The organism is Halarchaeum acidiphilum MH1-52-1 (assembly GCF_000474235.1).
Lineage (GTDB): Archaea > Halobacteriota > Halobacteria > Halobacteriales > Halobacteriaceae > Halarchaeum > Halarchaeum acidiphilum.
Map to the genome: position 1 here is coordinate 17,831 of NZ_BATA01000013.1, position 25,756 is coordinate 43,586.

Annotated in this window: 16 protein-coding genes and 1 pseudogene; 10 read left to right on the plus strand and 7 right to left on the minus strand. The window is 58.8% G+C overall.

Translation table 11 applies throughout. The annotated features are described in order from the left end of the window. Positions 1–3 precede the first annotated feature (3 nt). Together AOZ13_RS03855 and AOZ13_RS03860 are read right to left on the minus strand one after the other, a co-directional pair. Entirely contained in the window at positions 4–636 is a 633-nt protein-coding gene (locus tag AOZ13_RS03855) for a DUF6735 family protein (RefSeq protein ID WP_020220538.1), read from the minus strand. Between the two features lie 102 nt (positions 637–738). Next, the gene (locus AOZ13_RS03860; protein ID WP_081641481.1) at positions 739–999 is read right to left on the minus strand and encodes a hypothetical protein; all 261 of its coding nucleotides are present in this window, start codon (positions 997–999) and stop codon (positions 739–741) included. A 193-nt stretch (positions 1,000–1,192) separates the two neighbouring features. On the opposite strand from AOZ13_RS03860, the gene AOZ13_RS13830 reads away from it, so the two are divergent. From AOZ13_RS13830 to AOZ13_RS03910, 9 genes are all read left to right on the plus strand, one after another. Beyond that, positions 1,193–2,227: a hypothetical protein gene (locus AOZ13_RS13830; RefSeq protein ID WP_148294558.1), complete on the plus strand. Its 1,035-nt coding sequence runs from the start codon at positions 1,193–1,195 to the stop codon at positions 2,225–2,227. Positions 2,228–2,276: 49 nt separating this feature from the next. Then, positions 2,277–4,940 (plus strand): hypothetical protein, encoded by a 2,664-nt coding sequence (locus AOZ13_RS03875; RefSeq protein WP_021779874.1) that lies wholly within the window; start codon positions 2,277–2,279, stop codon positions 4,938–4,940. 276 nt (positions 4,941–5,216) lie between these two features. Next, positions 5,217–8,882, plus strand: a complete 3,666-nt coding sequence (locus tag AOZ13_RS03880) for a helicase-related protein (protein ID WP_020220535.1) — start codon at positions 5,217–5,219, stop codon at positions 8,880–8,882. Between the two features lie 16 nt (positions 8,883–8,898). Further along, positions 8,899–10,791 (plus strand): DUF1998 domain-containing protein, encoded by a 1,893-nt coding sequence (locus tag AOZ13_RS03885; RefSeq protein ID WP_020220534.1) that lies wholly within the window; start codon positions 8,899–8,901, stop codon positions 10,789–10,791. 3 nt (positions 10,792–10,794) lie between these two features. Next, entirely contained in the window at positions 10,795–11,553 is a 759-nt protein-coding gene (locus tag AOZ13_RS03890) for a phospholipase D-like domain-containing protein (RefSeq protein WP_021779875.1), read from the plus strand. A gap of 1,039 nt (positions 11,554–12,592) precedes the next feature. Further along, on the plus strand, positions 12,593–14,953 hold the full coding sequence (locus tag AOZ13_RS03895; protein ID WP_159101005.1) for a DUF5797 family protein: 2,361 nt from the start codon (positions 12,593–12,595) through the stop codon (positions 14,951–14,953). A 183-nt stretch (positions 14,954–15,136) separates the two neighbouring features. Further along, positions 15,137–17,068 (plus strand): hypothetical protein, encoded by a 1,932-nt coding sequence (locus tag AOZ13_RS03900; RefSeq protein WP_020220531.1) that lies wholly within the window; start codon positions 15,137–15,139, stop codon positions 17,066–17,068. Positions 17,069–17,070: 2 nt separating this feature from the next. After that, positions 17,071–18,072: a hypothetical protein gene (locus AOZ13_RS03905; protein ID WP_199897061.1), complete on the plus strand. Its 1,002-nt coding sequence runs from the start codon at positions 17,071–17,073 to the stop codon at positions 18,070–18,072. Beyond that, positions 18,072–18,806, plus strand: a complete 735-nt coding sequence (locus AOZ13_RS03910) for a DUF6339 family protein (protein WP_020220529.1) — start codon at positions 18,072–18,074, stop codon at positions 18,804–18,806. The genes AOZ13_RS03905 and AOZ13_RS03910 overlap by 1 nt, the downstream gene beginning before the upstream one ends. A 6-nt stretch (positions 18,807–18,812) precedes the next feature. Here the strand turns inward: AOZ13_RS03910 and AOZ13_RS03915 are convergent, their stop codons facing one another. Both AOZ13_RS03915 and AOZ13_RS15615 read right to left on the minus strand, forming a co-directional pair. Continuing rightward, positions 18,813–19,412, minus strand: a complete 600-nt coding sequence (locus AOZ13_RS03915) for a hypothetical protein (protein ID WP_234402824.1) — start codon at positions 19,410–19,412, stop codon at positions 18,813–18,815. 385 nt (positions 19,413–19,797) lie between these two features. Next, positions 19,798–20,307: pseudogene (locus AOZ13_RS15615) on the minus strand (hypothetical protein); the annotation flags it as partial. Positions 20,308–20,549: 242 nt separating this feature from the next. On the opposite strand from AOZ13_RS15615, the gene AOZ13_RS03925 reads away from it, so the two are divergent. Beyond that, entirely contained in the window at positions 20,550–21,083 is a 534-nt protein-coding gene (locus AOZ13_RS03925) for a hypothetical protein (protein WP_020220526.1), read from the plus strand. A gap of 57 nt (positions 21,084–21,140) precedes the next feature. Here the strand turns inward: AOZ13_RS03925 and AOZ13_RS03930 are convergent, their stop codons facing one another. From AOZ13_RS03930 to AOZ13_RS03940, 3 genes are all read right to left on the minus strand, one after another. Next, a complete protein-coding gene (locus AOZ13_RS03930; protein WP_199896977.1) occupies positions 21,141–23,198 on the minus strand; it encodes a BbrUII/HgiDII family restriction enzyme in 2,058 nt (685 codons plus the stop codon). Next, positions 23,149–24,201: a DNA cytosine methyltransferase gene (locus AOZ13_RS03935; protein WP_044956955.1), complete on the minus strand. Its 1,053-nt coding sequence runs from the start codon at positions 24,199–24,201 to the stop codon at positions 23,149–23,151. Before AOZ13_RS03935 ends, AOZ13_RS03930 begins: the two co-directional genes overlap by 50 nt. A 499-nt stretch (positions 24,202–24,700) precedes the next feature. Then, complete coding sequence (locus AOZ13_RS03940; RefSeq protein WP_020220522.1) at positions 24,701–25,591, minus strand: hypothetical protein; 891 nt, start codon at positions 25,589–25,591, stop codon at positions 24,701–24,703. Positions 25,592–25,756 lie beyond the last annotated feature (165 nt).

Genomic DNA, 25,756 nt, shown 5'->3' on the forward strand with positions numbered 1-25,756 from the left:
AAACTACTGCAGCACGACGTGGACATCAGCGTCGGCACTCCACTCACGGAACATCCGTTCGAGATACGCGAGCGCCTCCCCCTCACTCGCGAAGACGCGGCGGTCGAGGAAGTCGCCGACGATGGCTTTCAGCGCGTCGAACTCCCCACGAACGTACTCGTCGTTAGTGGGGTCGCCGTCGCGCCAGGTGACTGTCCGGAGTGCGCCATGGCCGACGGTTGGCGCACGGCGCGCCGTCGTCGCGACGTCCTCCAACCCGAACCAGAACACGCGATACGCCCTCACCCGCAACTGCCAGTCGTCACAGCGCACGACGTAGAACGCCTCGTGAGCGAGGTAGTCGACGTACTCTTGGCGGATCTCCCGGAGGCTGAGGCCAACAGCACACGGCTCAACCTCGACTCGTGTCGGTATCTGACTCTCCCCGCACTCTGATGTGGGAATCCCGCGATCTGAGGCGGTTCGTAAGTATTCGTAGACGTGTTTCGTCCACTCGTTCCCGCTCGTGTACTCTCCGAATGGCGTCTCCAGCGTAAGCAGCTGCTTCAACTGGAGATTTTTTGCCCCGCGATGCGAGTAGTGGAGGTTGTACTGTCCGTCTGATCGTTCGTAGGCAACGAGAGTGCGATGTCCCATACTGATTCCGCGCGACGTCCCTCAGGACGCCCCGCACCCCTACAGGGGCGACAAAAACACAGACGGTGGATAGAGCCGCGACTACTTTCCGTCTCGCTCCAGCTATTCCGAGTTCTCCGCAGGGACGAGATCTCGATGGCGAAATGAGACGCCGAGTACTTCGCCGGTCTGGGCATCTTTCAGCGTGTATGAATACGCATCCAGCTCTCGGCCTGTTTCAGCACTCAGATTGTCCTCCGTGACGTCTACAACGATACAGACCAACCCGTGGAATCGGCTATCGAGATCATCCTTACCGAGATAAATCTCAACCCGGTCACCAACTGAGTACGATTCTGTTGCTGGATTCGGGATGTCTTCCATCATGCTCTTTCTTGCCTGCCAGCGTATATGTGTTGGTGGCAAGTCTTTCCCGTCTGGTGGACCCCGTTTAACTAAACATGATGTCTGAAATCTGCACAACGCTTATAGATGGCTCGCTCCTCCAGCAGAGGTGACGTGACACCCACTCGACCTGTGTGCTTCTCCCAGAGACTTCGGAATGAGGGACGGTAGGATGGACGAGGAGCAGATTGAAGCTATCTCGCGTGCACTTCGATCCGACGAGTATCGATCCAGAGGGATCAAACTGATTTCGAAAGTTGAACCTCTGTCGAAGGAGCTTGCTGACGCGTGGGCTGACGACGTAGCATTCGCGCTACGAGACGAATCGAGTGCGTACACTCAATACCAGCTACTTGAACAACTATCTCGGATCGCCCGCCGAAGCCCTCGGTCGGTCGTACCGATCGTTCCAGTCATCGTCTCACACGTCGCTGACGGCCTTGAGAACACTGGTAGTGACGACCCCGATGGGAATGCTAAGGTCAGATACGGAACTACCATCCTCCGGGCGGTCGTAGATGGTACGGGTCCCGAAGAGGGTACGTTTGATGTCAAGCGAACGGACGTCGACGCGTTCTTCCAGTGGGGCGGTTCGGAGCATCGTTCTCTCGCGTATCGGTTGCTCGGTCGTAGTGCTTCTCCGGACTCTGTGAGTGAACTCGTCCACGACGTCTCCTACGAGTTTGAAGGCGTCATAGACGCACGCCGTGCGGCGCTTGAGGACGCCGGTCGATTAGTGCTCGCCTCCACCAAGGGACAGGGACCACTGAGCTCGGCGGATACTGTCGTCTCGTTCGCCAAATTATATGCGCACGAGTCACTTGAGCCCGACGTTGAGGTACGACAGCACGTGGTTGATCTGCTCTTCGAAGCGCTCGCCGACGCCCGGAGTGACGAACGGGCGGACCTGCTGACTGCCGTCGAACGACTCTCTCGAACGGACCCCGACTTCGCGAAGTCGATAACCCGTCGAGCGTGCGAGTACGCAGGTGGTGACTATCTCCAGCAGGACGACGGATGGCACGTCCTCCAGCGGGTCGCGGAAGGAGCACCCGAAGTGATCGCCGACCGATCCGAGTGGCTTGCGAGCGAAGCAAGTCCCGACGGTGCTTACAGCATCCGTGCCTTAGAAGTCGTCTCCACGGTTGCCGATCGGCTATCTACCGTCCCCCCCCGTCCTCGCCGAAACCGCGATACGTGCGCTTGACTCGGGCGACAAACACGTCGTCATCGCGGCGATTGACGCGATCGTATCTATGGGCATCCATCCCCCGCCCCCGAAGCTAGCCGAGCTGGACGACGGAAACACCGATGTCGCGAAAGCTGCATCCGATGCTCGGCGACGGCTCTCGAAAATGGGTGGTACCGAGTCTTCGCACATAACTGACGCACTTCGGGACGACCCTCGTATTGGGTTCTTCGCCGAGGACGGAGAGAGTGACCTCTATCTCAAACGCCGGACAGACGGCGGGATATGGGAAGACCTCTCCCTTGGTGATGTTCGGAGAGGGGTTGTCGAAGAGACGGTCCAGGCGGTTGAACGGGGAGAGAATGTTCCCGTCGTACTCCCGTACTACCGGCCTCATGACGTGGTACTGGTCGGGGTCGTACTTGAGTTGGCTGACCCCGGTGTGAACCGACAGATCGGTCTGTACACTCCCGGATCTCGGACACAGTGGGGGATGAAGGGCCAAGTTCGAGAGGAGCTAGCTCGATTCGGGCTCTCGGACGTCTCTGGCGACGTCGTCAGTGCGACGCCTATCCCCGATGTCGTTCCCCACGCGTACGTCTGGGAAGGAGAAGTTCGCGAAGATTCAGACGGTACGGCCCCCGGCAGATTCGTCGTCTGCAAGCAGCTCCACGACTTCGAAGAAGTTGGAGATCTTGACATAGCGGTCCTTAATATGACCGCGCGGACGCGCGAAGATACGGCAGCACGGATACAGGACGTAGAGGAGAGTCATCCCGACGCCACCCTCGTCAACGCGTACAGCTACTACACGAAGAACGAGATAGAGGGGCGACCACCGTACGGTCCACCGACGGGGTTGGAGGATGCGTCTACACTGCCGAGTGTGGCGACACTCGATCCTGTCGTTGAGCGAGGCCCCCTCCCAGCGCAGACCCGATCGGGACGCGACACCGACGACGCGAATACCGAAGAGAGTGCGAGCGCATCTACACTCACAGAGAGAGCCTGGACGGGTGGTGACGACGACGTCCGTGCGCTAGCAACACCGGCTACAGTCAAGATTGATCACGTGGAGGCGGACGACGTCTCTACGCTCCTTGATCAGGTCTTCGAACAGTCGGCGGAACTACGCGGTGTTGACGACGGTGGCGCTGGCGGACTGATATTCTCTCGACAGTTGTTCTTCGAGCGCCTCCCCGTCCCAACGGCGGACTTCGACGAGTGGGTCCGTGAGCGCTACTACGACGGCGAACGCTTCCTCCCACCGATCATCCAGGAGCGTATCGATGACGTTGAGAATCTCGCTAACTCGATTGAGCAGCTACAAGCCGTCCGTCCGTTGAACAAGTCGGCACAAATCCTTGAGCGGATTGACGAACGCCTGCGTGATCAGAACCCGCTCTTCGACCGGCTCTCTCACTACGTCCGCGGCGCACTTGAGACGGGCCGCCGCCTCCTCGTGTTCAGTGAGAGCGTGAAGCACGCAGAAGTCCTCCGCTACTCGTTGGAGGAGCACGACGTCGTCTCTCGAGAAGAACTGGAGTCTGGCCCAGTGTCCGTCGTGTCTCCCGATACAGCCAGAGACGTCGGACCTCACGATACGCTGTTAGTGTTCGGTGCGCTCCACCAGGAGAACGCGGGGTTCTACGTACACCCCCGCGTCTCTGAAACAGTCGTCCTTACCTACGATCGAGCGTGGTCGTCGATGGTCGAACGGCAGGCTAGTGAGTTCGTTGAGACACTGAACGACGTCGTCGGAGGCTCCGACTACGCACCGTATCCAGATCCACAGGTCGTGGGTGACGTAGAACCCGAGACCGAGGAGATTCCCGAATCCGCTAGCGCAGCGGAGAGTGTACCACCCGCGACAGAGCGGTCTGGAGAGCGCGAGTCGTCAGGTGGCGCTTCTCGAAGCCAGACGGGTTCGAAGTCGAAGGCTGAGATCCTTGAGGACGCGATGGATTCGATGTCGACGCGCGAGTATCGGGAGGAATCTGGTCGGTATGAACGGGAAGTCCGCCACTACCTGGTTAAGACTGGGGACGGTGAAATGTTCGATCTCACTAACCACGACACGGTCCTTCGGCAACGTACGACCGGTGGAAGGAAGCAGTATCACTGGGTGGGTCCCGACCGTCTCACGTCCGGTGATACCTTCGTCACGATCCCCGACGAGATTCAAGAGGAGATCTGGCGCGACCAACTGCGAGACTTCTACAAGGATGAGGTGAACGCGGACGAAGCGGTCGACCGTCTCAAAGAGTGGGTAGATGCTCTGAACGAAGCCTGGGTGCGTGTTGAGGAGGAATTGTCCACTGGCGTACTTCCCACACAGAAAGCAGTCCATGGGGAGATCTACCAGCGGCTCACCGAGGCGAACGACTCCTTTGACCGCGCCCCCGGGACCCTCAAAGATTGGTTCGACTCCGTTCGCGAAGCGGACGGGCCGGTTGACCTCGTTGAAGACCCCTCACTCACCATCGGTCCACGGTCCTTCCGCGACATCCAAGCTGTCGGGCGTACGTTCGGCTTCGCGACACTCGTAGACGACGCGAAAGAAATTGAGGCCGCGATGGAGGGGCTCCGGACCATCAATCGACAGCAGGGACGCGAGCTACACACCGAGATCCGCGAACAGATGAACACCGGTATCGACAACCGTATCGCTAACGCAGCACGGCGTCACGTCGTGAGAGATATCGAGGAGGTAGACGAAGAATCCGAGTGACTTCCTGTTCAGGGTTAGAGTTACTGTTGAAATCCCTCAGCCGTGACATTGAGAAGAGCTACTCTTCCTCCGGAAATTCACGGACGTGCTGTGAAATTAGATCCTCAGAAAATCACAAGATGGCATGAGGGTTTCAACAGAGCCAAATCATCATATATTTGTCTATTATATGTGGTGTTTCGGTAGTAAATCGGTGAGAAGAACCCGAACTTCATACTCAATGCGAATTACCAACTCAACTAAAGGTTTATACAGTCGGGCTGAAAATCCGAGGTTGTGCCTCCCCGTTTCGATACTATCCCGCCGAACAGCGACCCGGAATACGTCCGACCGCCGGACGACGCCTATCAGGTGTCGGATAACCCGGAATATCGGCGGCATCAGACAGTTAATAAGGTCGTCACGCAGCGACTGATCGACAGGATCACTGGGCGTGGTGACGGCCAGGAGACGGTCTACGGGATTGATCCGCAGGAGCAATTCTTTGCGGGTGTACTCGCGAGCCAGTATCCGTATCGTGAAGCGCAAGCCGAGGATGACGCGTACCAGAACTTCGCGGCGAAAGTCGCGCCATTCACGCTCGGGGTGAAGTTCCGCGTAGACGAGGACGTCGCGGACGACGCGACGGTCACGATCACTCCGGACGCGAAGGTGTTCTACCGTCGCTTCCCCGAATACGATGAGCAGACCGAACACGGGGAACTCGCGAACGCGACCGAAGACGCGGAGAGAGAGGATATGCGGGAAGACGCCCGTGCTGACGGCGGTACGAGCGCCGAGGACGCCCGAACGCAGAGCCTCGTCGGGGTCTACGAACGCGTAGAACCGTCGCTCCCCACGATTGAACTCACGGGCGCTGACCTCAAGGAGGCGGCGGAGAATGGTCAGCCGGTGACAGAGAGCCTAGACGACGCGCTCGCGAACGCACGGAGCGAGTTTGAGGACGACCCGCGGGCCTTCTGCGAGCCCGACCCAGGCGCGTCCTATCGGGAGCAGAGCGACGTTCCCCCCGAGGCTCGAGAGGACGAAGACGCGTTCTCCCAGTATCTGGATCGCGTGTTTACCGGTGAGCCGGTCCCGACACCGTGGCAGGCCGACGTGCGAATCCGATGCAGTCGCCGTCCAGACGAGGGCACGCTATCGGTCTCCGTCCAGCTCGTCAACACGCATGGCGAGGACTTCGCGAACGCAACCGAGTGCGACGCGGAGTGGCAGACGTACCTCTTCGACACCCAGATCGGCGTTGGCGTGGACGGTGTGGACTTCCTGCCATTTGAGTCCCAGGAGATCCGCGACGAGTACCAGTACGACGGCGAGATCTACGCGGTCGGTGAGAACTGTGCGGTCGACTCGCCGGATGGCGACGACGTAGACCACGTTAAGACGACGACCGTCCCGCTACACGAACAACCGAAGTACCGGTCTCGTGAGACGGTCCCCGCGCCGTTCGGCGAACTCTCTGGAGACGGTATCGACTCGGTCCTCGGAACCATCGCGACCGAGATGGAACGCGCAGCAGAGCAGTACGACGAAGTACGTGACGAGGTCCTTGAGGGCAAGTCAGAGGACGCGGAAGAACAGTTTGAGGAAGCTCTCGAAGAGTTCGTCGCCGAACGTAAACGATTCCAGCGTGGACGTGAGCTGATCGCCGAGGACGACGACGTTGCGAGAGCGTTCCGTGCGCTGAATGAGACATTCTCCCGGATGGGCGAGGAGTTCACCGAGTGGCGTCTCTTCCAGATAATCTTCATCGTGATGAGCGTCCCGGACATCGTCGCCCAAGCCGACCCCAGCCGCGACGTGGACGACCAGTTAGACATCGGCGACGTGATCTACTTCCCGACTGGTGGGGGGAAGACCGAAGCCTACCTCGGGCTCGTCGTCTTCACGGCGTTCTACGATCGGCTCCGAGGGAAGGACTTCGGGACGACCGCATGGACGAAGTTCCCACTCCGACTCCTCTCCCTCCAGCAGCTCCAGCGGATCGCAAACGTCCTCTGCCAGGCCGAAACCGTCCGGCGTGAGGAGGACCACTTCGGCGGTGAGGAGTTCAGTGTCGGCTATTTCGTCGGGAAGAACAACACCCCGAACAAGGTGATTGAGGACGGTGGGGACGTCAACAACGCCGCGAAGGCACGGGACGACGAGGAGATGCAGGAGGACTGGCTCATCGTCTCTGAGTGTCCGTACTGTGGCGAGGACTCCGTCGAAGTGACAGGAGACGAGCGCCGCCTCCGGATCGTCCATCGATGTACGAATTCGGAGTGTCCCGAAGTCCGGCAGCAGGGTGGTGAAACCGCCGAGCTGCCGGTGTACATCACCGACGAGGAAGTCTACCGATACGCCCCGACTTTCGTCGTCAGCACGATCGACAAGATCGCCATCATGGGGATGCAGCGTCGGGCACGCACCCTCTTCGGGCGTGTGAAGCACCGTTGCCCAGACCACGGATACACCGGTGAGAACCGATGTCTGTGCGACGAGTTCGGATATCCGGACCGCGTTAAGTGCGACAGCTCGTCACTAGAGGAGGTCGGACCGGTTGACCCACCGTCGCTCTTCATTCAGGACGAACTCCACCTACTCCGTGAGGAATTCGGTGCGTTTGACTCTCACTACGAGACGTTCCTTCAGGAGTGGATGAGTGAGGTGACCGACAGCCAGTGGAACCCCAAGTACGTCGCGGCGACCGCGACGATCGCTGGGGCCGAAGAACAGGTCCGCTCACTCTACTGGCGCGACGCGAAGATTTTCCCCTCGCAGGGTCCGCGGCTGAAGCAGTCGTTCTACGCCTACGAAGACCCGCACCAACTGGGTCGTCAGATGGTCGGTGCAGTCCCGCGTAGCGTCTCGCGGACGTTCGCGATTAACACGGTCATCAAGGAGTACGCACAGATAATTCAGGAGTTTAAGGCCGACCTGGACGATCTCTACGAGGCGCTCCTCGAAGCGGACGCGACGAGTGGGCCACTCGGTATCCCCGACGATCCCGACAAACGCGACGAACTCTTAGAGAACCTGCTGACGCAGTACGAGACGCAGATATCGTACAACATCTCGAAGAGTAACAGCGACATGCTCCAGCGGTCGGTCAAGACGATGATCAACTGGCAGCTGGAGTCACACGGAGACCCGTACGAGGCCCTCACACCCGTCTCACTGACTGGCGAGACCCCAATGAGCGTGGTTCGCGACGCCCTCGCTCGTCTCGAGTCTGACGATCCGGATCGCCCGATCGACATAGTCATCGCCACGTCAATGATCTCGCACGGCGTTGACGTGGATCGGTTCAACTTCATCTCGTTCTTCGGGATGCCACGGAACACAGCCGAGTACATCCAGGCGTACTCGCGGGTGGGTCGGAAGCACACTGGGAGCGTATTCCTCCTCTTCGACTCGATGCGGGCACGTGACCGCAGTCACTACACGCGGTTCGACCACTATCACCGCTATCAAGACCTACTCGTCGAGGCGACACCGCTCGAACGGTGGGCCGAGTTCGCCGTGGAGTGTACGCTTCCCGGTATCTTTGCCGGCCTGATCATCCAGTACTACGACGAACTCCTTGAGGACGAGTACGACGACCGAGTCTACCTCCACGAAGGTCTCCAAGAAGCCGCGCGGAACGGGGACATTGATCGCGAGGAGATGCGGGATATGGTCCTGCGGTGCTACGCCGTGACGGAGGACTACGACCGGGAGTGGGCCGACACGACGGGCATGCAACTCTACCGTGAGAAGGTGGAGAGCTACTTCGACGAACTCTGGACGCGCGCGATGAAGAAACCACTTGACCCCAAGAAGAGCTGGATCGGGTTCCTCCTCGATCGGAAGGACGACCACCGGGGCCCGATGCGGAGCCTTCGTGATATCGACGAGCAGATCCCAGTCTACCCCACACCGAACTCGGCACCGCTACTGAACATGTTGTCCGACGAGTGACGGAGGATACGAGACAATGAGCTATGAGAATGCGGAGATGGAGCGCGGTGTCGCACAGGTGCTGGCGAACTTCGTGCCGGGCGACTTGTTCGACTACGCCCGGTACGGGATCACCATGATGGTTGACGAGTGGCAGCACCAGGAGATGGACGTCGACCAACGGCGGATCGCTAACCACGTTCAGGGACGTGTGTCGAGCTTCCCGAACGGAAATCGGCCACCGTGGTCGGAGCTTGACGACGCGCAGATCGACGTGTTCCGACCCCAGAAAGTGTACGGCGAGATATTCCCGACGACGCTCGTCTGCAAGCGCTGTGATCACGTTGAATATCGAAACACGTCAAAGGGACTCCAGTACACTAACGGTCGGTGCACTCGGTCGGGATGCAACGGGGACCTCCAGCAGGTCTCCTTCGTGGCGACGCACGACTGCGGTGAGGTCTTCACGCTGAAACCGTCCGGCTGTGGCGCTCACGACCACCAAGATATCCGCCTCAACCGTGGTGTACCCGAGGACATGCGGACGTGGTCGTTCGAGTGTGGGATCTGCCATCAGCGGACCGGCGACCTCTCGGCATACTGCGATCGTTGTGACGAGTGGGTCCAGTCGATACAGCCGACGAACGCGGGGTCGGTCTTCTACCCCCAGCGGGAAGTCATCGTCGACATCCCACATGTGGACGTTGACGAGGACGCGATTCCATACGGAGAAGAGTGGACGCGTATCCTTATGGCGGCACACCTTGACGACGTCGATCTAGAGGAGAGTGGCGTCACACTGGAAGACATCGCCACGAGTACCCAGTCCGAAGAAGACGTACTAGAGGACCTATACGAACAGTTCGGTCGAGAGTGGGTTGAGGAGAACAAGGAGCAGGCACTCCAGATCGCGATGGGGAACTCCCCGACGAAGGGGACCGTCGTGGCACAAAATCGGGATCGTGTAGAGTTACCGGCAGAGCATCGCGGAGAGGACGTCGGGAGCGCGTACACCGTGGTCGCCCACGAACTCTTCACGTTCTTGCGCTCAACGCGTGGGTACGAAGGCGGATCGATGCGCGAGAACGTTGAGGACCGCCATCCGACCCCGCGCCCACTCTCGACGTTCGTGGACGACGACGAGTTCGTCGAGAAGTACCCGCAGTCGAAGCTCTACCGAGAGAAACTTGACCGAGTCAACGTCACAGACGCGTGGATCGTAGACAACTTCCCACTCCTGAACACGGTCTTCGGATACACGCGCGACTCGCCAGACGCGAGTGAGACGACGCTCCGAGCCTTTGACCACCCGTGGGGACTTGACGCGCTTACCGTGTGGGGTGACCGCTCCCCGTCGGAGGCGATCGTCCTCGAACTTGATCGGGGGGCGATCGTTGAGTGGCTCGTGGAGAACGACTACCTGGATTCGTCAGAGGCTCCTGACACGGACGACGACACCGAACTGAAGCGGTGGTTCTTGAACAACTTCGACGCCACACAGACACAGAACCCATTCGCACCCATTGAGGACGAACTCACGAACATCGTCTACCGTCTCGTCCACTCTAGCAGCCACGCTCTGATGAATACGGCTAGTGAACAGTGTGGACTTGACACCGACAGCATCTCCGAGCTCCTACTCCCGACGGTCCCGGCGATCGTGCTCTACGCTCAGAGTATGGAACACTTCGCTCTCGGTGGGATGTTCACGTTGTTCAAGACCCGACTTCACCCCTGGATTGACGACGCGGTTGACCACGCGTCGCAGTGCATCTACGACCCCGCGTGTCTCGAAGACGACGAGGGCGCGGCCTGCCATGCGTGTCTCCACGTCAGTGAGTTCACGTGCGAGTACTACAACGGTGCACTTGACCGAGAGCTGCTGGTCGGTGGCGACGAACACACGCCGTTCTGGGACGTCCAGAGGTAGTCTGTGAGCGACCGAGGGTTCAACGACGACCCGGACTTCACCGTAGCTCGTGGAGTATCGGTGCCCGTCATCGTCGCTCTCCGAGACTACTTCGCCGAGAATCCGTCTGAACGAATCGAGATCACCCGCCAGGACCTTGAATCGTTTGCTGGGATATCGATTGCCAAACCAGAAGCTGAATCGATATTCACCGGACTAGTGCTGAACGGTGTGGCGGAGCAGGCTAGCCGTGGACGGTCGTTCGCGGACTACTCGTTCGTCGTTGACTGCGAGCGCGCCGCGCGAGTGTTCGAAGGACAACGCATCGCTCGCGCTGCATTAGAGGAGGTGGGAGTTCTTGAGCGCGATACCGAGGCCGACACCGAGCTGACTGCGACGTTCCCGGCGGGAGTCGATCAATCCGCTATGCAGTCCGTTCGCCCGCTCTCAAGTGACCTCCGTCGGATGATGTTCGACGCGGACACCATCGTCCGGATCGCGAATCCGTACTTTGACCCGAAGACATCCGCGGTCGGTGACATCGCGGGTCTCGCGAACCGCGGTATCGATACCCGAATCCTCACCCGTGAGACCAGGTCCGACGACGAACGGCTCCGAGCTGCGTTGAACGCGATCTACGACCGTATCGATCCGCCGAACCGGCACCTCCTTGAAGTTAGAGATCTCTACGAGCGTGACGAGACGGGGCGACAGGCCTACGCGACGCACGCCAAGGTCACGATCGCCGATCGCGACGTCTGCTACGTTGCAGTGCCAACCTGACCGAGACGAGCCTCTCGTCGAACTTCGAGCTGGGCGTCCTACTCCACGGTGAGAACGTTAACGTCGCGATTGGCGTGTTCGACACCGTCTTCGACTTCGCTCGGGAGGTTTCACTGCCGCTCTAAGAGTGCCTGTCGACAGATCCTGATTATGTCCCCATCTCTCGGTGGGGTAAAGGGGTAGCTCTGCATCGTCAGTCCTGAATAATTCAGAGCTAAATATAGACGACTTGGCTCTGCTGAAACCCTCTCCGCGTCTCGCGGTTTCGTATACGTACTGGTTCCAGTTGGTCTGGCCGTGAGCAGCCAGGAGAGCATTCCTCTTGGATGTCAATAGCGAGGGATTTCAACAAAGACGACGACTTGTATTTTTGGGAGGGGCACGATGGAAACCCCCTGTTTATGATATTTATCTACCGCGACCATTCGTCTTTAGCTAATACTCACAGTAATACCGAACAGCTGCGTTTCACAGGCGAATTACGTCGCAACACGTTCGATACGGGGCAAAAACACGGTTTTCAGACGCCGTGGACTGCCTATTCTCAGTAGCAAGAGCGTCTCAGTCCCTGGTTTCGCTCTTCTAATACTATAGGGAATAATACAGAGTTGGAATATTACTACTAGTCTTCAGCGTGTCATAGAAGTCTTCACATGGTACAGTCATATTCATTATCTTTTCAGAGAGTAACAGACGTAAAAGAGCGTGCACCAGGTGCACGACTCTTAGAATCGTTCAAAGATAGGGTTTTTATTCCCGTATAGTGACTATTCTTGCTCAGTTGGCGTTATTCGACGTATCGACCGTGATTTCTATAGAGCCGCAGACAGCAGGCTTGGAGCCGGTAACGCTGAATCCGTCGATAGCCATGAGAACAGTTCTATGACACCCTCACTAGTCTTAGCTAAAGACGAATGCTACCGCGACATTTATCCCTCCCCTTAGCCAATCGGCAGTGTATGGGTCTAGTCATCACACAGCGCGAGGAGAGAGGACTACTCCGGTGTGTTCGAACAGAAGGTTCGGCATCTCCAGAGGGATGACTGGTGGAGACCCCCCGATTCAACGGGTTTCGGTCGATCGAGTAGACGCCCGTGGCATCGGTCACCATGAATCGAGCGATGCCAGCCCGCTCCGGCTCGGCCCTCTCCCCGAGTCGGTCGTTGGTGAATCGCTACTCGTCGAAATCTGGGGGCTAGGAGAAGGACGAGTAGTAGACCAGCGATACAGACCTGAGATAGAACCGCCGGCAGTCTCGATGGATCGATCTATGGTCGAATCGATTCTAGCACCTGCCGGTGAGCTGTCGTCTGGCGACTACGTCCTCGGTATCACTGAGGGATTCCGTGGTGACGTAACGCCTCGGATGATCGCTGGTGGATACCGGATCCAGATTCCCGGAACTGATGAAAAGAACGTCGTACTAGCACGCGTCAAGGAGGCACGACGAAAGACCTTCGGTGCTAACGAAGCGAGCGCAGTTCGAGTCGACTCTCCGTCCCTCTTCCGGACGACTACTGAACGCGGTATCGGTCTCCGTCGCTTGATGGCAGACGGTAAGTGGCGTGAACCCATCGTTAGCGAATTAGAGTTACGGACGCTCGAAGAGTTAGTTGAGCGCGTTGATAATGGTCGCTCCGCCTCAATCCTCTACCCTGGGTTTGATCCCGACGTCTCTCTCCAGGCAGCGATCGAACTCCTCTACCACGCCCGACCGAGGTCAAACGTCGCATTGTTGACCTCTGGAAGTTCGATCCAGTGGGGTCAGAAAGGAGAGATCCGAGACGCGTACCGTGGATACGGCCTATCGACCGATCCCGTCCCAAGTGAAGACGTCATACCCCTCAATCGAGTGTTCTCTCACGGCTACGTTCACGGCGGTGAGATGAAGACGTCGTCCGGGGCGTTGCTTGATCGTCACCTCATCCTGACGAAGGATAATGGCGAACTCTCCGCGATACCTAACCTCACGGCCATAGTCGTGGATTACACGTCAAGGAAGCCGGGCATAGACGAGGAGACCATTGAACGTGTCCGTGAGCGGTTCCCGAACGTCCCGATCGTTTCCATCGGGAGTGTCTTTACGAAGAACGAACGGGATGGTGTCCCCCGATACGCTCCTCCCGCCTTCTTTGAGAACGAGGAGACATTCCCATCGATCTCGGACATTGGGGATGTGATGGGAGCGTACGATCCACAGGTCGGGCGGACGACGTCCGGGTTACGGACGACAAAGTACACGAACGACTCGTCCGGGAGCCCGACATCACCGATCACTACCGACCAGCTCGGCCTCCTCCGAGAACCCACGATGGCCGTCACGCCGGTCGATAGTGGTGATCTATCCCGTTGGTTTGAGCTCGCGACCGAGAGATTCGAAGAGTTACTCGATAGTGGCGTTGATCGAGCAGGTCACAAGGTCTACTCGAACGAGATGTTCTACGAGCGACTTCCCGTGCCCGTGGAACGGTACAACGATTGGATTCGAGACGAGTGGGACGCCGGAAAGCGGTTCGTCCCGGATACGACAGACGCCGTACTTGACGACTTGGAGACGTACGGAGGGAAGATAGACGACCTCCAAGCACCGGCACACGTATTCGCTGCGCACAAGGCTCTCTCCGAAATCGACTCGGCCCTCCGAGAAGAGAACCCACTCTTCGAGCGCGTCTGTGAGGAAGTCACGGATGCGCTCGATAGAGGCTACCGCCTCGGAGTCTTCTGTCCACGAAAGAGTTGGTCCCACGTCCTCCAGGAGGCGTTAGTGGAGCGTGGGTTCTCCACAGACGCGATCGGATCGAACGTCGTACTGCTTGATCCAGACTCGATCCGGGACACACCTCCTTGCCATCGGCTCGTCTTCACAGGTCCGCAACGTCCCCAGTACGCGGGGTTCTACTTCCACCCACGCGCGACCGAGGTCGTAGTGTATACTTACGACGGACGGTGGGAAGGGACTGTGGCTAGACACGCTCGCGAGTATCGCCAGCGGTTGAACGTCGCCACGTCGGGATCGAATGCAGAGCCGTATCCGGTCCCTGACTGGGGAGACGCGACAGACGACGTGACTTCCGACGTGGCCGATGTAGAGACATCAGAAGACGAAGAATCGGAGAGCGAGCCTAGTACGGACACCACTAGCAGTTCCAGTCGCAGGGAAGCGATAGTCGAGAGCGATAGCATAGACGACGAAGAGCTCCACCGACTAGCTCAATTGGTGGAACACGCACCGACGAAGAACCGGGAGCTAGCTGACCTGTGGGGATACGACTCCGGTTCCGAGGTCTACCAGTACTTGTCGACGCACCTGCGCGAGTACTACGAGCGTAACGAGGACAAGCTGATAGTCCCGACTGCGGAAGGAGAGCAACTCGTAGAGGAGCGTACCGCGAAGCGGTGAAGACCGCTTTCATTTCGACTCGTATACTGTCGTCACGAACTCAGAAGACGCCCTCGTGAAGATCGTCGCATGACCATTCTCTCGATTAGTGCCACGTCTACGCCACCACCGTGGCGAATCACCGAAACACCACGATTGACACATTTATGTACCTGCTGTAAGATGATACGTTAGAAACGACGTATGGGAACGGAGTCTACACTACCCGACCGCTGGTTCTTCGAGGAGCAACCGGCGGGTCGGTCTCACAGCCCAGGGCTCCTCCAGAAGAAGACCCTGGACCGGAGCCTCGATACGTTCGTCAGGGAGGTGCTCCAGAACGTCAACGACGCTGGTCTCAACAACGACGACCCCGTCCGAGTCACGTTCCGGCTAGTTGATCTCACCGACGACGAAGAATTCCGTGATGCTATCCGCTGGGACGACCTACTGACGCACGTCCGCGGTGCGGCGAAGGAACAGAACGGGCCTGGCCTCGAAGAGTACCTCGAATACCTCGACGACGGAGGCTCTTTCCGCGTCCTCGTCGTTGAAGAGGAGAACACGACCGGCATACAGGGAGACGAAATCTCCCCCGGGACGGACTACACCGCCCTCGTTCGGGACCCCGGTAGTAGCAACAAGACTGGAGAGACTGCCGGTCGTCACGGCCTTGGGAGTTCGGTCCTCTGGGTCGCATCTGGACTTCAGACGGTCTTGTTCAACTCGGTGCTAGCCGACGAAGCGCCCGGACAGGAGTCCCCCCGGTTCATCGGTCGATCGTTCATCCCTACCCACGAGACTCCGGACGGAGCGTGGCACGAGAACGAAGGCTGGTTTGGATCTCCAACCGGGTTCGACGACGACGACTTGCAACGGCCCGAATCGGTCTGGGACGGCCCCGCACGCGATCTCGCGAGCCGTCTTTGTCTCTCGCGTCCGGACGTCTCCGGAACGAGTACGGCAATCGTCGGGTTCCGTGACCCCTCTGACCCATCGATGTCTGACCAGCCGAATCCGCCGGAGATCGCAGATACGTTTGAGGAGACCGCTGCAGAGTACTTCTGGCCGGCTATCAGCCAAGGTGACCTCGAAGTCCATCTCGACATGGAGGGTGACGAGCGGACGGTTGACTCCGACACGATTGAGGACTTTGACTCTGTCGCCCCGTTCATCAAGTGCTACGAGGGCCGGACGGACGCACCCAAGACACTCGGCGGCCCAGGACAAGTCGCTAGTCTCGAATTTCCGTACGAGATCCGGAGTAAGCGGAAGGAACAGACGCCGTCCGAAGGGCAGATCTCGCTCGCGGTCCGGCGAGCGTACCCCGACGAGGAGGAACGCATTGGCGACATCGCGATGTTTCGAGGCTCGGGAATGGTGGTGAAGTACAAACCGGCTCACCACCTCGGTTTCTCCGGGAAGTTCCACGCCGTGCTAGCCTGCGGGAACGCCCGCTCTGGGCCCAACGAGGACCCGACGCCAGCAGACCGGGCTATCGAGGAGTTCCTCGCAATGGCCGAACCACCGGCTCACGACGAGTGGTACGGGAAGAACAACGACGAATTGAAAGGAGCCTACGAGGACGGCAGCGTGAAGTGCGTTAGGAAGCTTAAGACGGGCCTTCTCCGCGAATACCTCTCGGACTTACTCTACGGTCACGAGGACGAAGGTGGAGAGACGCTGAATCCAGGTCGGTCGATACTCCCACGTACACGGAGTTCCCGCGGTCGCTCGGAACGCGAGGGAACACCGTCTATTCCGAGCCCCTTCGACTACACTGTCGACTCGGAGGTCGTCCACGACCACTGGGTCTTCCGTGGTGTCGTCGGTCCCGACGAGGGCGTCGGCGACGTCGTCGATTGGTCGGTCACCATCGGTCTGAAGGCGATGTACGAGGACAACAGCGAAGCCGACGAGATACCGATCGCCGACGTGGACCTCCGTGGGTCTCCCGATGCGACGTACTCTATCTCCGACGGCGAGGCAGAGGTGATAGTCGACTCTGCAGTGGATGAGATCCGATTCACGATCGAATCCGAGCGGTTCCGAGACACCGACCCCAGGCTCGGGGACGTCGGTGAGACGAAGTTCAAGATCACGGACGGCACGATCCACGTTGAGGAGGGTGAGTGACCGTGCGAGAGATCCGCCTCAACAAGAATCTTACCTATCGGACGTTCCCGTACCGGTGTGAACCGGACTCACTAGAGTTCCGGATCGACCAGTTCGCCGTAGACGACGGGTCGTTCACGGAGCCCGAGCAACCACACTACTTGGACCTCGACGAGTACCGAGGGTGGGATACGCTCCACCTCCGCATCGAGATCCGCATCCCCGACGGTCTACTTGGGAAGGTCTTCCCAGAGTTCGACGACATCCCCGGAATGCTCGTCGTCGCCGCACACTGCCGTACGACGTATCTCCGGGAAGGGATCGTCGTCGAAGACGAGCCCATTCGGTCAGGCACGTACACTCGCGACGTCGAATTGTCGTCGGACTCCGTCGCAGGGTCCCTCGACCTCCGTCCCCTCCTCGTCCGGACGACGGACACGGATGCAGGCGACGAGTACGCCACGGAAGCGGGTGTATTCGTGGCCGACGGTCCGCGTGGACGCGTCGACTTCGAGGACGACAACGCGGGTGACGAGGGCCTCCTGGAAGTCCGAACACGAACATTCAGTGAAGAGGGAGAGGATAGTCGGTTCCCACCGGAGGACCGTCTCCACTACCTTGACCTAGAGAGTGATCCGGGGCAGCCGATCGTGTGGGTCAACGACGACCACACACAGGTCGCGAGTCTGATGGCAGGTGACGGCGGGAGCCAGTACGACCGCCTCACGCGCGATCTCGTGTGGAACCAAGTCATGTCGCCGGTGTGGACGCGTCTCGTCACCATCGCGGCGATTGAGTACGACGCCGACACCGACGAGTGGGACCCCGAATGGCAAGCAGCAGTATTCGAGGATCTCCACGATGAACTCTACGACGACCTGACACCGGAGAAAGCTGCCGAGCGTCTGCAAGAAGACCTGACCAAAGCACCCGTAGACGCGACGAGACGGGTCGAAGACGCCGTCCAGAGTGTCCTTGATCCGGCGACCTGCTACATGAAACATATCCAGGGATTGACCGACTGATGAGCGAAGACCGACTTACACGACTTGACTCCGGAGCACGGACACTTCTCGAAGACGACCCCGGATTCCTCCGTGGTGAGGAGGGATCGAAGTGGCTTAACGAGGACGACCTGAGCCGATACACCCACGAGACCGATTACACTGCCGACTTAGACTCTCTCGGTGACCGGCTGCAGGATATCGTCGACGAGTACTCGAAGTACACGGGCGAGATGGACACGAAGGCTGCGAAGGCGGTCCACGAGGAGATCGACCTATCCCGCGCTGCGGCGAGCGACTCGGGAATCTGGAACGCTCTCGCGATGAAATACTATCCGTGGTTCGTCCGTCATCGGTGGAAGTACGAGAGCAAGACGGGGATGAAGAAGAAGTTCTGGACCTACGGTGCCGCGCTGGACTCGAACTCCAGTACCTTTGAGCGTCTCTGGTGGATCGCCGAGCTCACCCACGAGGGGGACGACTATACGAACACTCGTCGTGCGTTTAGGAGCCGACGGTTCTGCTTCCGGGTGTTCGACATCCAGCTCGGGCGCTACAAGCCAGCGGCCCTCGCCCTCCTTGACGTACTCTACGACGAAGAGAATGGGTCGTTCGTGTCTAACGACATCATCGACGGTACTGTGAAACGATTCCGACGCGCGGGTTCGACAGTGCCCCTGGAGGCCAGAACTCAAGACGAACTCGTGCCGATGATCCAGGGGATTCGAGAGGACGTTAAGGAGGCGACCGAATAGCCTCGCCTATTGGTTCGAGAAATCCGCTAGGTCGGCGTTCTCCATCCGCGACCGACGTTCGTCCATCTCGGCGTCGTAGTTAGTGTAGTCCCGAACACCCTGTGTAGCGTCGGTAGCGGTGAGCCACGCGCGGACGAGGTGTCGGACGAACGGTGCAGGGATGCAGTTCTTCGCCATGTGTTCCTTCGGATACTTGCCCGTCGGATACCCTTTCGCTGCTGCCCACCACTCTGGAGACCGTTCACTGTAGAAGAAGGGAGAGGTCTCGGTTTTGCTCCCGAGGTGCCCGATCGTCGGTGGTTGGTTGACCGGGAACGACGTCTCGAACGCCCGCTCGTATCGGATGGGGAGCCCAAACATGCGCCCTTCGAGGACTGTCTTCTTGTGTTCCTTCAATGGTGCCGTCGGCTTGTTCTCAATGATGTAGTGCGTACCGTAGCGCCGTCCGATCTCGCGTGCTTCGTCTATGAGTTCAGGAGCGTCGCCGTCCTTGTTCGCACTCGGCATATCACTCCACGCCGTGCAAGGTGGGTGGGCGACTACGAGATCGAACGTCCCGTATTCGAAAGGTAGTTTCTCAGGATCCGATGCGTCTCCCCGAATCACGTGGCTGTGGTCGTACGCCCTCGGATTGAGCGTGTATCGCGTCACGGTACCGAAATCCTGTAATACCTCTGCCTCGGTTCCGTGATCGGCGAAGATGTGGAGGATCTGTCGGTCTGGGCCAGAATCGTATGATGACATGGTTAGATGCTCTCTCCGACGACCGATACGGGGGTATACTGCCGACTCTCGTGAGTCGTATCTCGAGAGGGTGAGGAGACACGTAGACGTTCCCGCAGACGACGTAGATCGTCCGTCCACAGTCGCAGTGACTGTGACCACCTCGTCGTCAGACCCGTAGCGATCACGTTAGTCTCTCTTTGCACCACCACCAGTAAGAGTGCGTCGCCTGAGATACGACTTGGCCTCAGGATATCCTTAGAGGATTCTATCGGCGGGCAGCTGCATAGTAGGTACAGTATTCTGGTGCGAAGCAAATCTCACACCGTGGGTCGCCGGTACAGACGGCTGCCCCGAAGTCGAGGAGTGCGAGATTGTACGTCCGTGCTTCGTCCTCAGGAAGTAGATCGTGAGCGAACGCCTCCTGGTCTGACGGCGTATCTGGCCACCGCGCACCGAATACGCGTCCGTAGATCCGTTTGACGTTCCTGTCCAGGACGGGGAGTGCCTCACCACACGCGAAGCACACCGTCGCGTTCGCGACGTACGGACCGACACCGGGGAGTTCCATAAGCTCGTCCGGGTCTCTCGGCAACGAATCGTACTCCGCGGCGATCTGTTTCAGCGACGCCGCTCGCATGTTGTGGAATCCGATCGACTCTATAGCCGCTGCGAGTGTTTCCTCGTCGGTCTCCTTGATCGCGGCTAGCGATGGGTACCGTTCGACGAACTCGGGGAACAGCCGATTGACGTTGTCGGCTGGCGTCTGCGTCAGGAAGAACTCTGCGACGAAGACCTCGTAGAACGTCGCGTCCGTGTCTCGTCACGGGTACTCTCGTAGATTCTCGTCGGCCCACGTGAGTAGGTCGTTCCGGAAGCGTCGTATCGTCTCTCGGTCCACTAACAGACGATTCTCCCGCCATAGTACATATAGTCTGGCTCGGTGAGGGATGTACGAGTCTGACGTGTGTCTCTCGAAGGGTGGCAAAGTATTACGATGACTCGTCGTGAGGGGAGGACATGGTCAAAGTCGTGAAAGAGGGGTTTCTAAATCAGGAGATTCGAGATACGAAGACCTCCCGTTCGTTCCCAGAGGACCAATACGAGCGCATACTTTCCTCCGTCGAAGAGGCACCGATCCACATACTCGAAAAAGATAGTGACGAGGACTTAGACCGACACATAGCGCACGGACTGCCCGACTATCACTTCGAACAGGACGCGAGGACTGGAAGAAACCCGCGGTGCAAATTGTGGTGTCCGGATTTCGATCACAGTGTCGACCTATACAACACAGACGAACGGATTGCGATTGAGATTGAGAAGAGCCAGCGGAAGCGCGTGAGTGACGACGTTCTGAAATTCATCAGAGGTGGGAAGACTCACGAGAATAACCGTAAGAAGATTGAGTTTGGGTGCCTTGTCGTCCCGGTAAATTGGGGATCGGGTAATAACGACCTATTCAATGAGGCTATGAACTGCATGAGGTTCATAAGAAGTGTGTTACACGTAGAAGATATCGCGGTCATCGGATACAGGATTCCGTCAGAATAGTGCCGCGTGTTGGATCGCGGGTTTTCGGTGATGGTGAGCCTCACGCCACCCTCGGGGTCAGTTGAACACGTCGCCGGTCTCTATGTCGTTGATGAGACGCGAGACGCGTCCCGCGTCACGATCGCGTTCGACGTGCTGGTCGTACATAGAGGCAGTCTGTTCCAAGAGGTCGGAGTATCGTCGGACGACGACACCGTTCCGTGATAGGAGCCCTTCGAGGTCGTCCCAGGTATCCATCTCTGGGACGACGAACACGACCGTCGGGTCTCGCTCGGGTCGGTCAGCCTCTTTGAGGACTGTCTTGAGGGCGACCCGGTACACGTCGACGACTTCGAGCAGCTCGTTCTGTGCGGGCTCCGTCGGATGGCGGAGACTCACGAGCGCGTATCCGGTCGCCGTCCGGACGCACCGAAAGTGCGCTCCTCTCTCGTCTTCTTCCGCCGCGACGGGCGTTCCTTCTTCGAGGCGTTTCTCCACGGCGTCGCGGACGTCGTCGTCGATCGGTGCTCGTTCCCACGACGGATCGAGGAGCCACGGATGGTCGACGAGGTGTCCGTATAGTTCCTCATCTACACCCTGCTGCCGAGTACGTCTCGCGAACTCGCCGGCGACGTGCTTCCGATGTTTCGCCATCTGGTGGTACTGCGAAGACTCGATATCGTCAAGGTCGGAGAGAACCCGGCGGACGGTACGATCGCTCGCGTCGTCAAGCGTCTCCAAGTCGCGGAGATTTTCTTCGTACTTCAGGTTCTCGAAGGCGAGTACCCCGTGCTTGAACAACTCCCGCCGCTCGTCTTCGTCATCGACGGTCATCTGGTTGATCTTCCCGAACAACTTCTTCGCACGCTCGCGATTGTTCGGCTCCAGACTCTGGTACCACATATCGATAGCACTGATCTGCCGTGCTTCCTGCGACCCCTGTTGGTTCCGTAGGTCGTTCCATCGACCAGCGATGTGGTTGAGCTCGACACGGAGCCAGCTGAGCAAGTCCTGGTACCGTGGGTCCTCCTTAACGACGTCCTCGCGGTTCGAAGTCGCGATGTCCTCAGCGTCGTCGTCGTCAAGGAAGTCGGCGTGGATCTCGCCGACGAGATACTTCGTGAACATCCGACTGTCGTTGAAGCTCTCTAGGAGGTCTGGCTTCGCCATCCGGCCACGGATCATGAGCGAGACCTTGTTCAGGTCGTCCGAACTAGCGCCCTCGCCTGGGTAGTCTTCGACGAGGTCGTTCGGTTTCTCCACCGTGCCGATCCAACCGTGGATCCGATGACCGTCTTCGGTCTCACCGCTGCGTGGCTCGTGGCCTTCGAGTCTCGACTCGCGGCAGTGTTCGACGTACTCATCGTCCTCAAACGTCCAGAGGAACTGAAGTTTGTGGAAGTAGTCTCGATCGGTGGCGGTGACCTCTTCACCGTTGATACTCACCGAGAAGTTGAACTCCGAGTCGAGGATACTGAACCGGCGCGCTAGCCGTTTCCGGAGTGCGCTCTCGGTCGTATGGACGCGCTTCGTGAGGTCCTCAAGGACGATCTTCGTACCACTGTTGAGGTCGTCCGGGAAGTCGTTGAGTACCGTCGGGGTGTACGTGCGCTTCTCGGATGCTGCGCCTACCTCTTCGGAGCCGATCGCGTCCTCAATTTCTCCGACGTCCATTCGGAAGGCATTCTCGTCACCGTCTTTGATCGTGTAGACCTTGACTGTCTCCGCGATCGACAGGAGTGAGAGTTTCCCGATACCCTTCCGGCCCATCACCGGTCGGTTGTGTTCCGGTGTCCGATTTGGACGCTCCTCGTCTTGGCGACGCTGGTAACCGACGTGGAGATAGCGATTATTCACGTCGTGTGCGTCCATCCCGTGTCCGTCGTCTACGATTGTTACCCGCCCTTCGTCTGCGTCAATGTCTACGGAGACATTCTCGGCATCGGCGTCCCAGGCGTTAGCGACCGCTTCCGAGAGGACTGCTGGAACGTTGCTGTAGAGATTTAGCCCGAGATGATTGAGAACGTTAAGACTAAGAGACATCTCGTACGGTGTCTCCTCCTCGTCAACTACCTCCGTCGGCTGATCAGGCTGCGACATCGTGTTCCTCCAGATGCGAGACGATACTCTGTCCAACGACCTCAGCTAGCCTGACTGGCACGGCGTTCCCTACGAACTTCCCGATGGTCTTGAACTCCACGCTATCACCATTCGCGACGAACTCGTAGTCTTCGGGAAAGGTCTGCAGTATCGCCCCCTCCCGTAGTGAGAGTGCCCGATCCTGTTCCGGGTGGCCGAAACGTCCGCTTCCGTAGTTATAGAACTGCGTCGTCACGGTCGGCGAGGGGGCATCCCACTCCATGCGACCATAAACGGAGTCGAAGGATTGGCCGCTCTCTTTCTTGTGGCAGTCGAGACGGATGTCGGGATTCCAGTCGCGCCACGTTCCGCCGGGTTTCGACTGACGGATACGTTCGAGATTTCGGTCTACGAGCGTTCGTGATTGATGAAGTGGATCCGATTCGTGCGTCTCGCCGGCTTCCACTTCGGGTAGGTCTCCGATGGCATCGCGCACCGTCGGGTAGTCCATCGGAGCGTGTGTCGGGTCTTTGAGTGAGATGTCGCCGAGCCTTGACGCGAGGAGGACGAACCGACGACGACGTTGTGGGATTCCATATGCGGGACACTCTACAGTGTCGAACCACATCTGATACCCCTCTCGAAATAACGTATTCATGAAGTCAGAGTAGACGGGTTCGTTCGTTACTTCGGGGACGTTCTCCATTGAGACGACTGCGGGTCTGATGTCCTCTACGATGTCACCGAACTTCGTGAGGAGGGTGTAGTCGTCTCGTTCAGAGACGTCAGCACCGTTGTTCAAATTCGAGAAGGGTTGGCATGGAGCGCACCCAGATAGAATTTTCGCAGCCCCGTCGGGATAGAGAGATTCAACATCTCCACCGTTCATATCCGAGACATTACGATTTACGAATTCGGCAGTGTTGTTCAACTCATATGCGTGCCGGCAATCGGGATTCAATTCGACCCCTGCAGACACGGGGACTCCAGCTCGTTCTAGCCCGTGAGTAAGTCCCCCGACACCACAGAACAAGTCCACGGCTGCCGCATCCGTTTCCATAGTCCTGAATCTACCACACCACTCACATAAAGATTAACATCGACTGCGCTAAGTAATGTCACGCCATCTAATGTGACATGTTCGATTTTTGGCTCACTTCTTGAACCACCACCCGTCAACCGGATTATTGTGGGAGGTTTGGCTAAATCGCCCTCGTTTGTCTACAACCATTAATAATACGCCACTGGTCTCTTCAGATATCTCCGCCTGGTCGTCTCTGTGTTCCGAACCATTCACCTAAGAGTCACACGTATGAATGGTTATCTTCGCTGCCGTCATGACTCACGATGCTGACGTAGCGTCGCGCCCGTTCGGGCGCAAAATAGATACTCTCTTCTCTGAGTTCTATACTGTTCTTCAAATACCATCTATCTCTCGTAGCACTCGGTCGTGGCTGCGCGCGCAGCGACCCGTGTGGGAGCAAGCACGGAGCGGAGGGTGGGGCGGTGGGGATTGGGTCTGGTCCGGCAGACAAAAAGAAAGAGGCTACCTGGTCGTGCTACTCCCAGTAGCGGCCGCGCTCAGGGAAGTTGATGGTGGTCCAGCCAGTGCAGGTGACGGATACCCGGCCTTGGTACCAGCTTCGGGCAGCCCCCCGAATGCACACGGTCTCGCCTTCGGCGACTGCTGGTTGCGCGCTCTTCTCCCAGACCGTGAACTTGACCGTCCCAGAGTCATCTTCGAGGAGGCCGACTTGGGCGATCTTTGCACTCGAGGGCGTCCAGAGCGTCTTCACGCGTCCGCGAACACTCACCTCCTGCCGATCGACGTCCCCAACCCGATCGATGGGGATGATCTGTCCGGGTGCGGCCTCGAGTGCGTCTTTCACGTCGAGGACGGCACTGGGAATGTCCGCACCATCACGCACCGCCTGGGCGAGCCGCCGGCTGATCGCCGCCCGCGACCACCCATCGAGCTCGTCCGCCAACCTGGAGGCTTGCTCGTTCACCGCCCCGAGTTCCGCCTGCGAGAGCCTCTCGCGAGGATCGTTGTCGGGACTCAGCGACTGGTCCACGCTGGCGGCCCGCCGCTCGAACTCCCTGGTCCACGCGGCACTCCGTTCGGCCGCGACGTCACGCGTCCGCTCGGCACGCTCCTCCTGCCCTCCGAGTTCTGCCTGTGCGCTGATCCGCTCCAACTCTGCTTCGCGCGCCTTGATGCGTTCCTCTTGTGCAAGTGTCACACCGGGAATCCGCTCCTGACTCGCGTCCGCGATTCCGTCCGGGTGGTTCGCGTCGACCTTCGCCTGCGTCTCCGCTTGGACCGTGGCCTGGAACGCCGGCGTCTCCGCCACCACCGTGAAGCCGTCCTCATCGACCGTCTCGCGCTCGCCGTCGCCAAACTGTTCATCCACCGAAACAACCTTCTGACTCGCGTTCTGACTCGACATTGCAGTATTCTCTGAAGGCGCTTACGCGCTGACGCCCGCGATGCTACAACATCGCGGGGGCCTCGGCACAACGACCGACAGTGACGTCTCTGCGCTCTCGCTCGCGCCTTCGCCTCGCCCCCAGCGGGGGCGAGCGAGAGCGCTCAACACAGCGGCCACTATCCA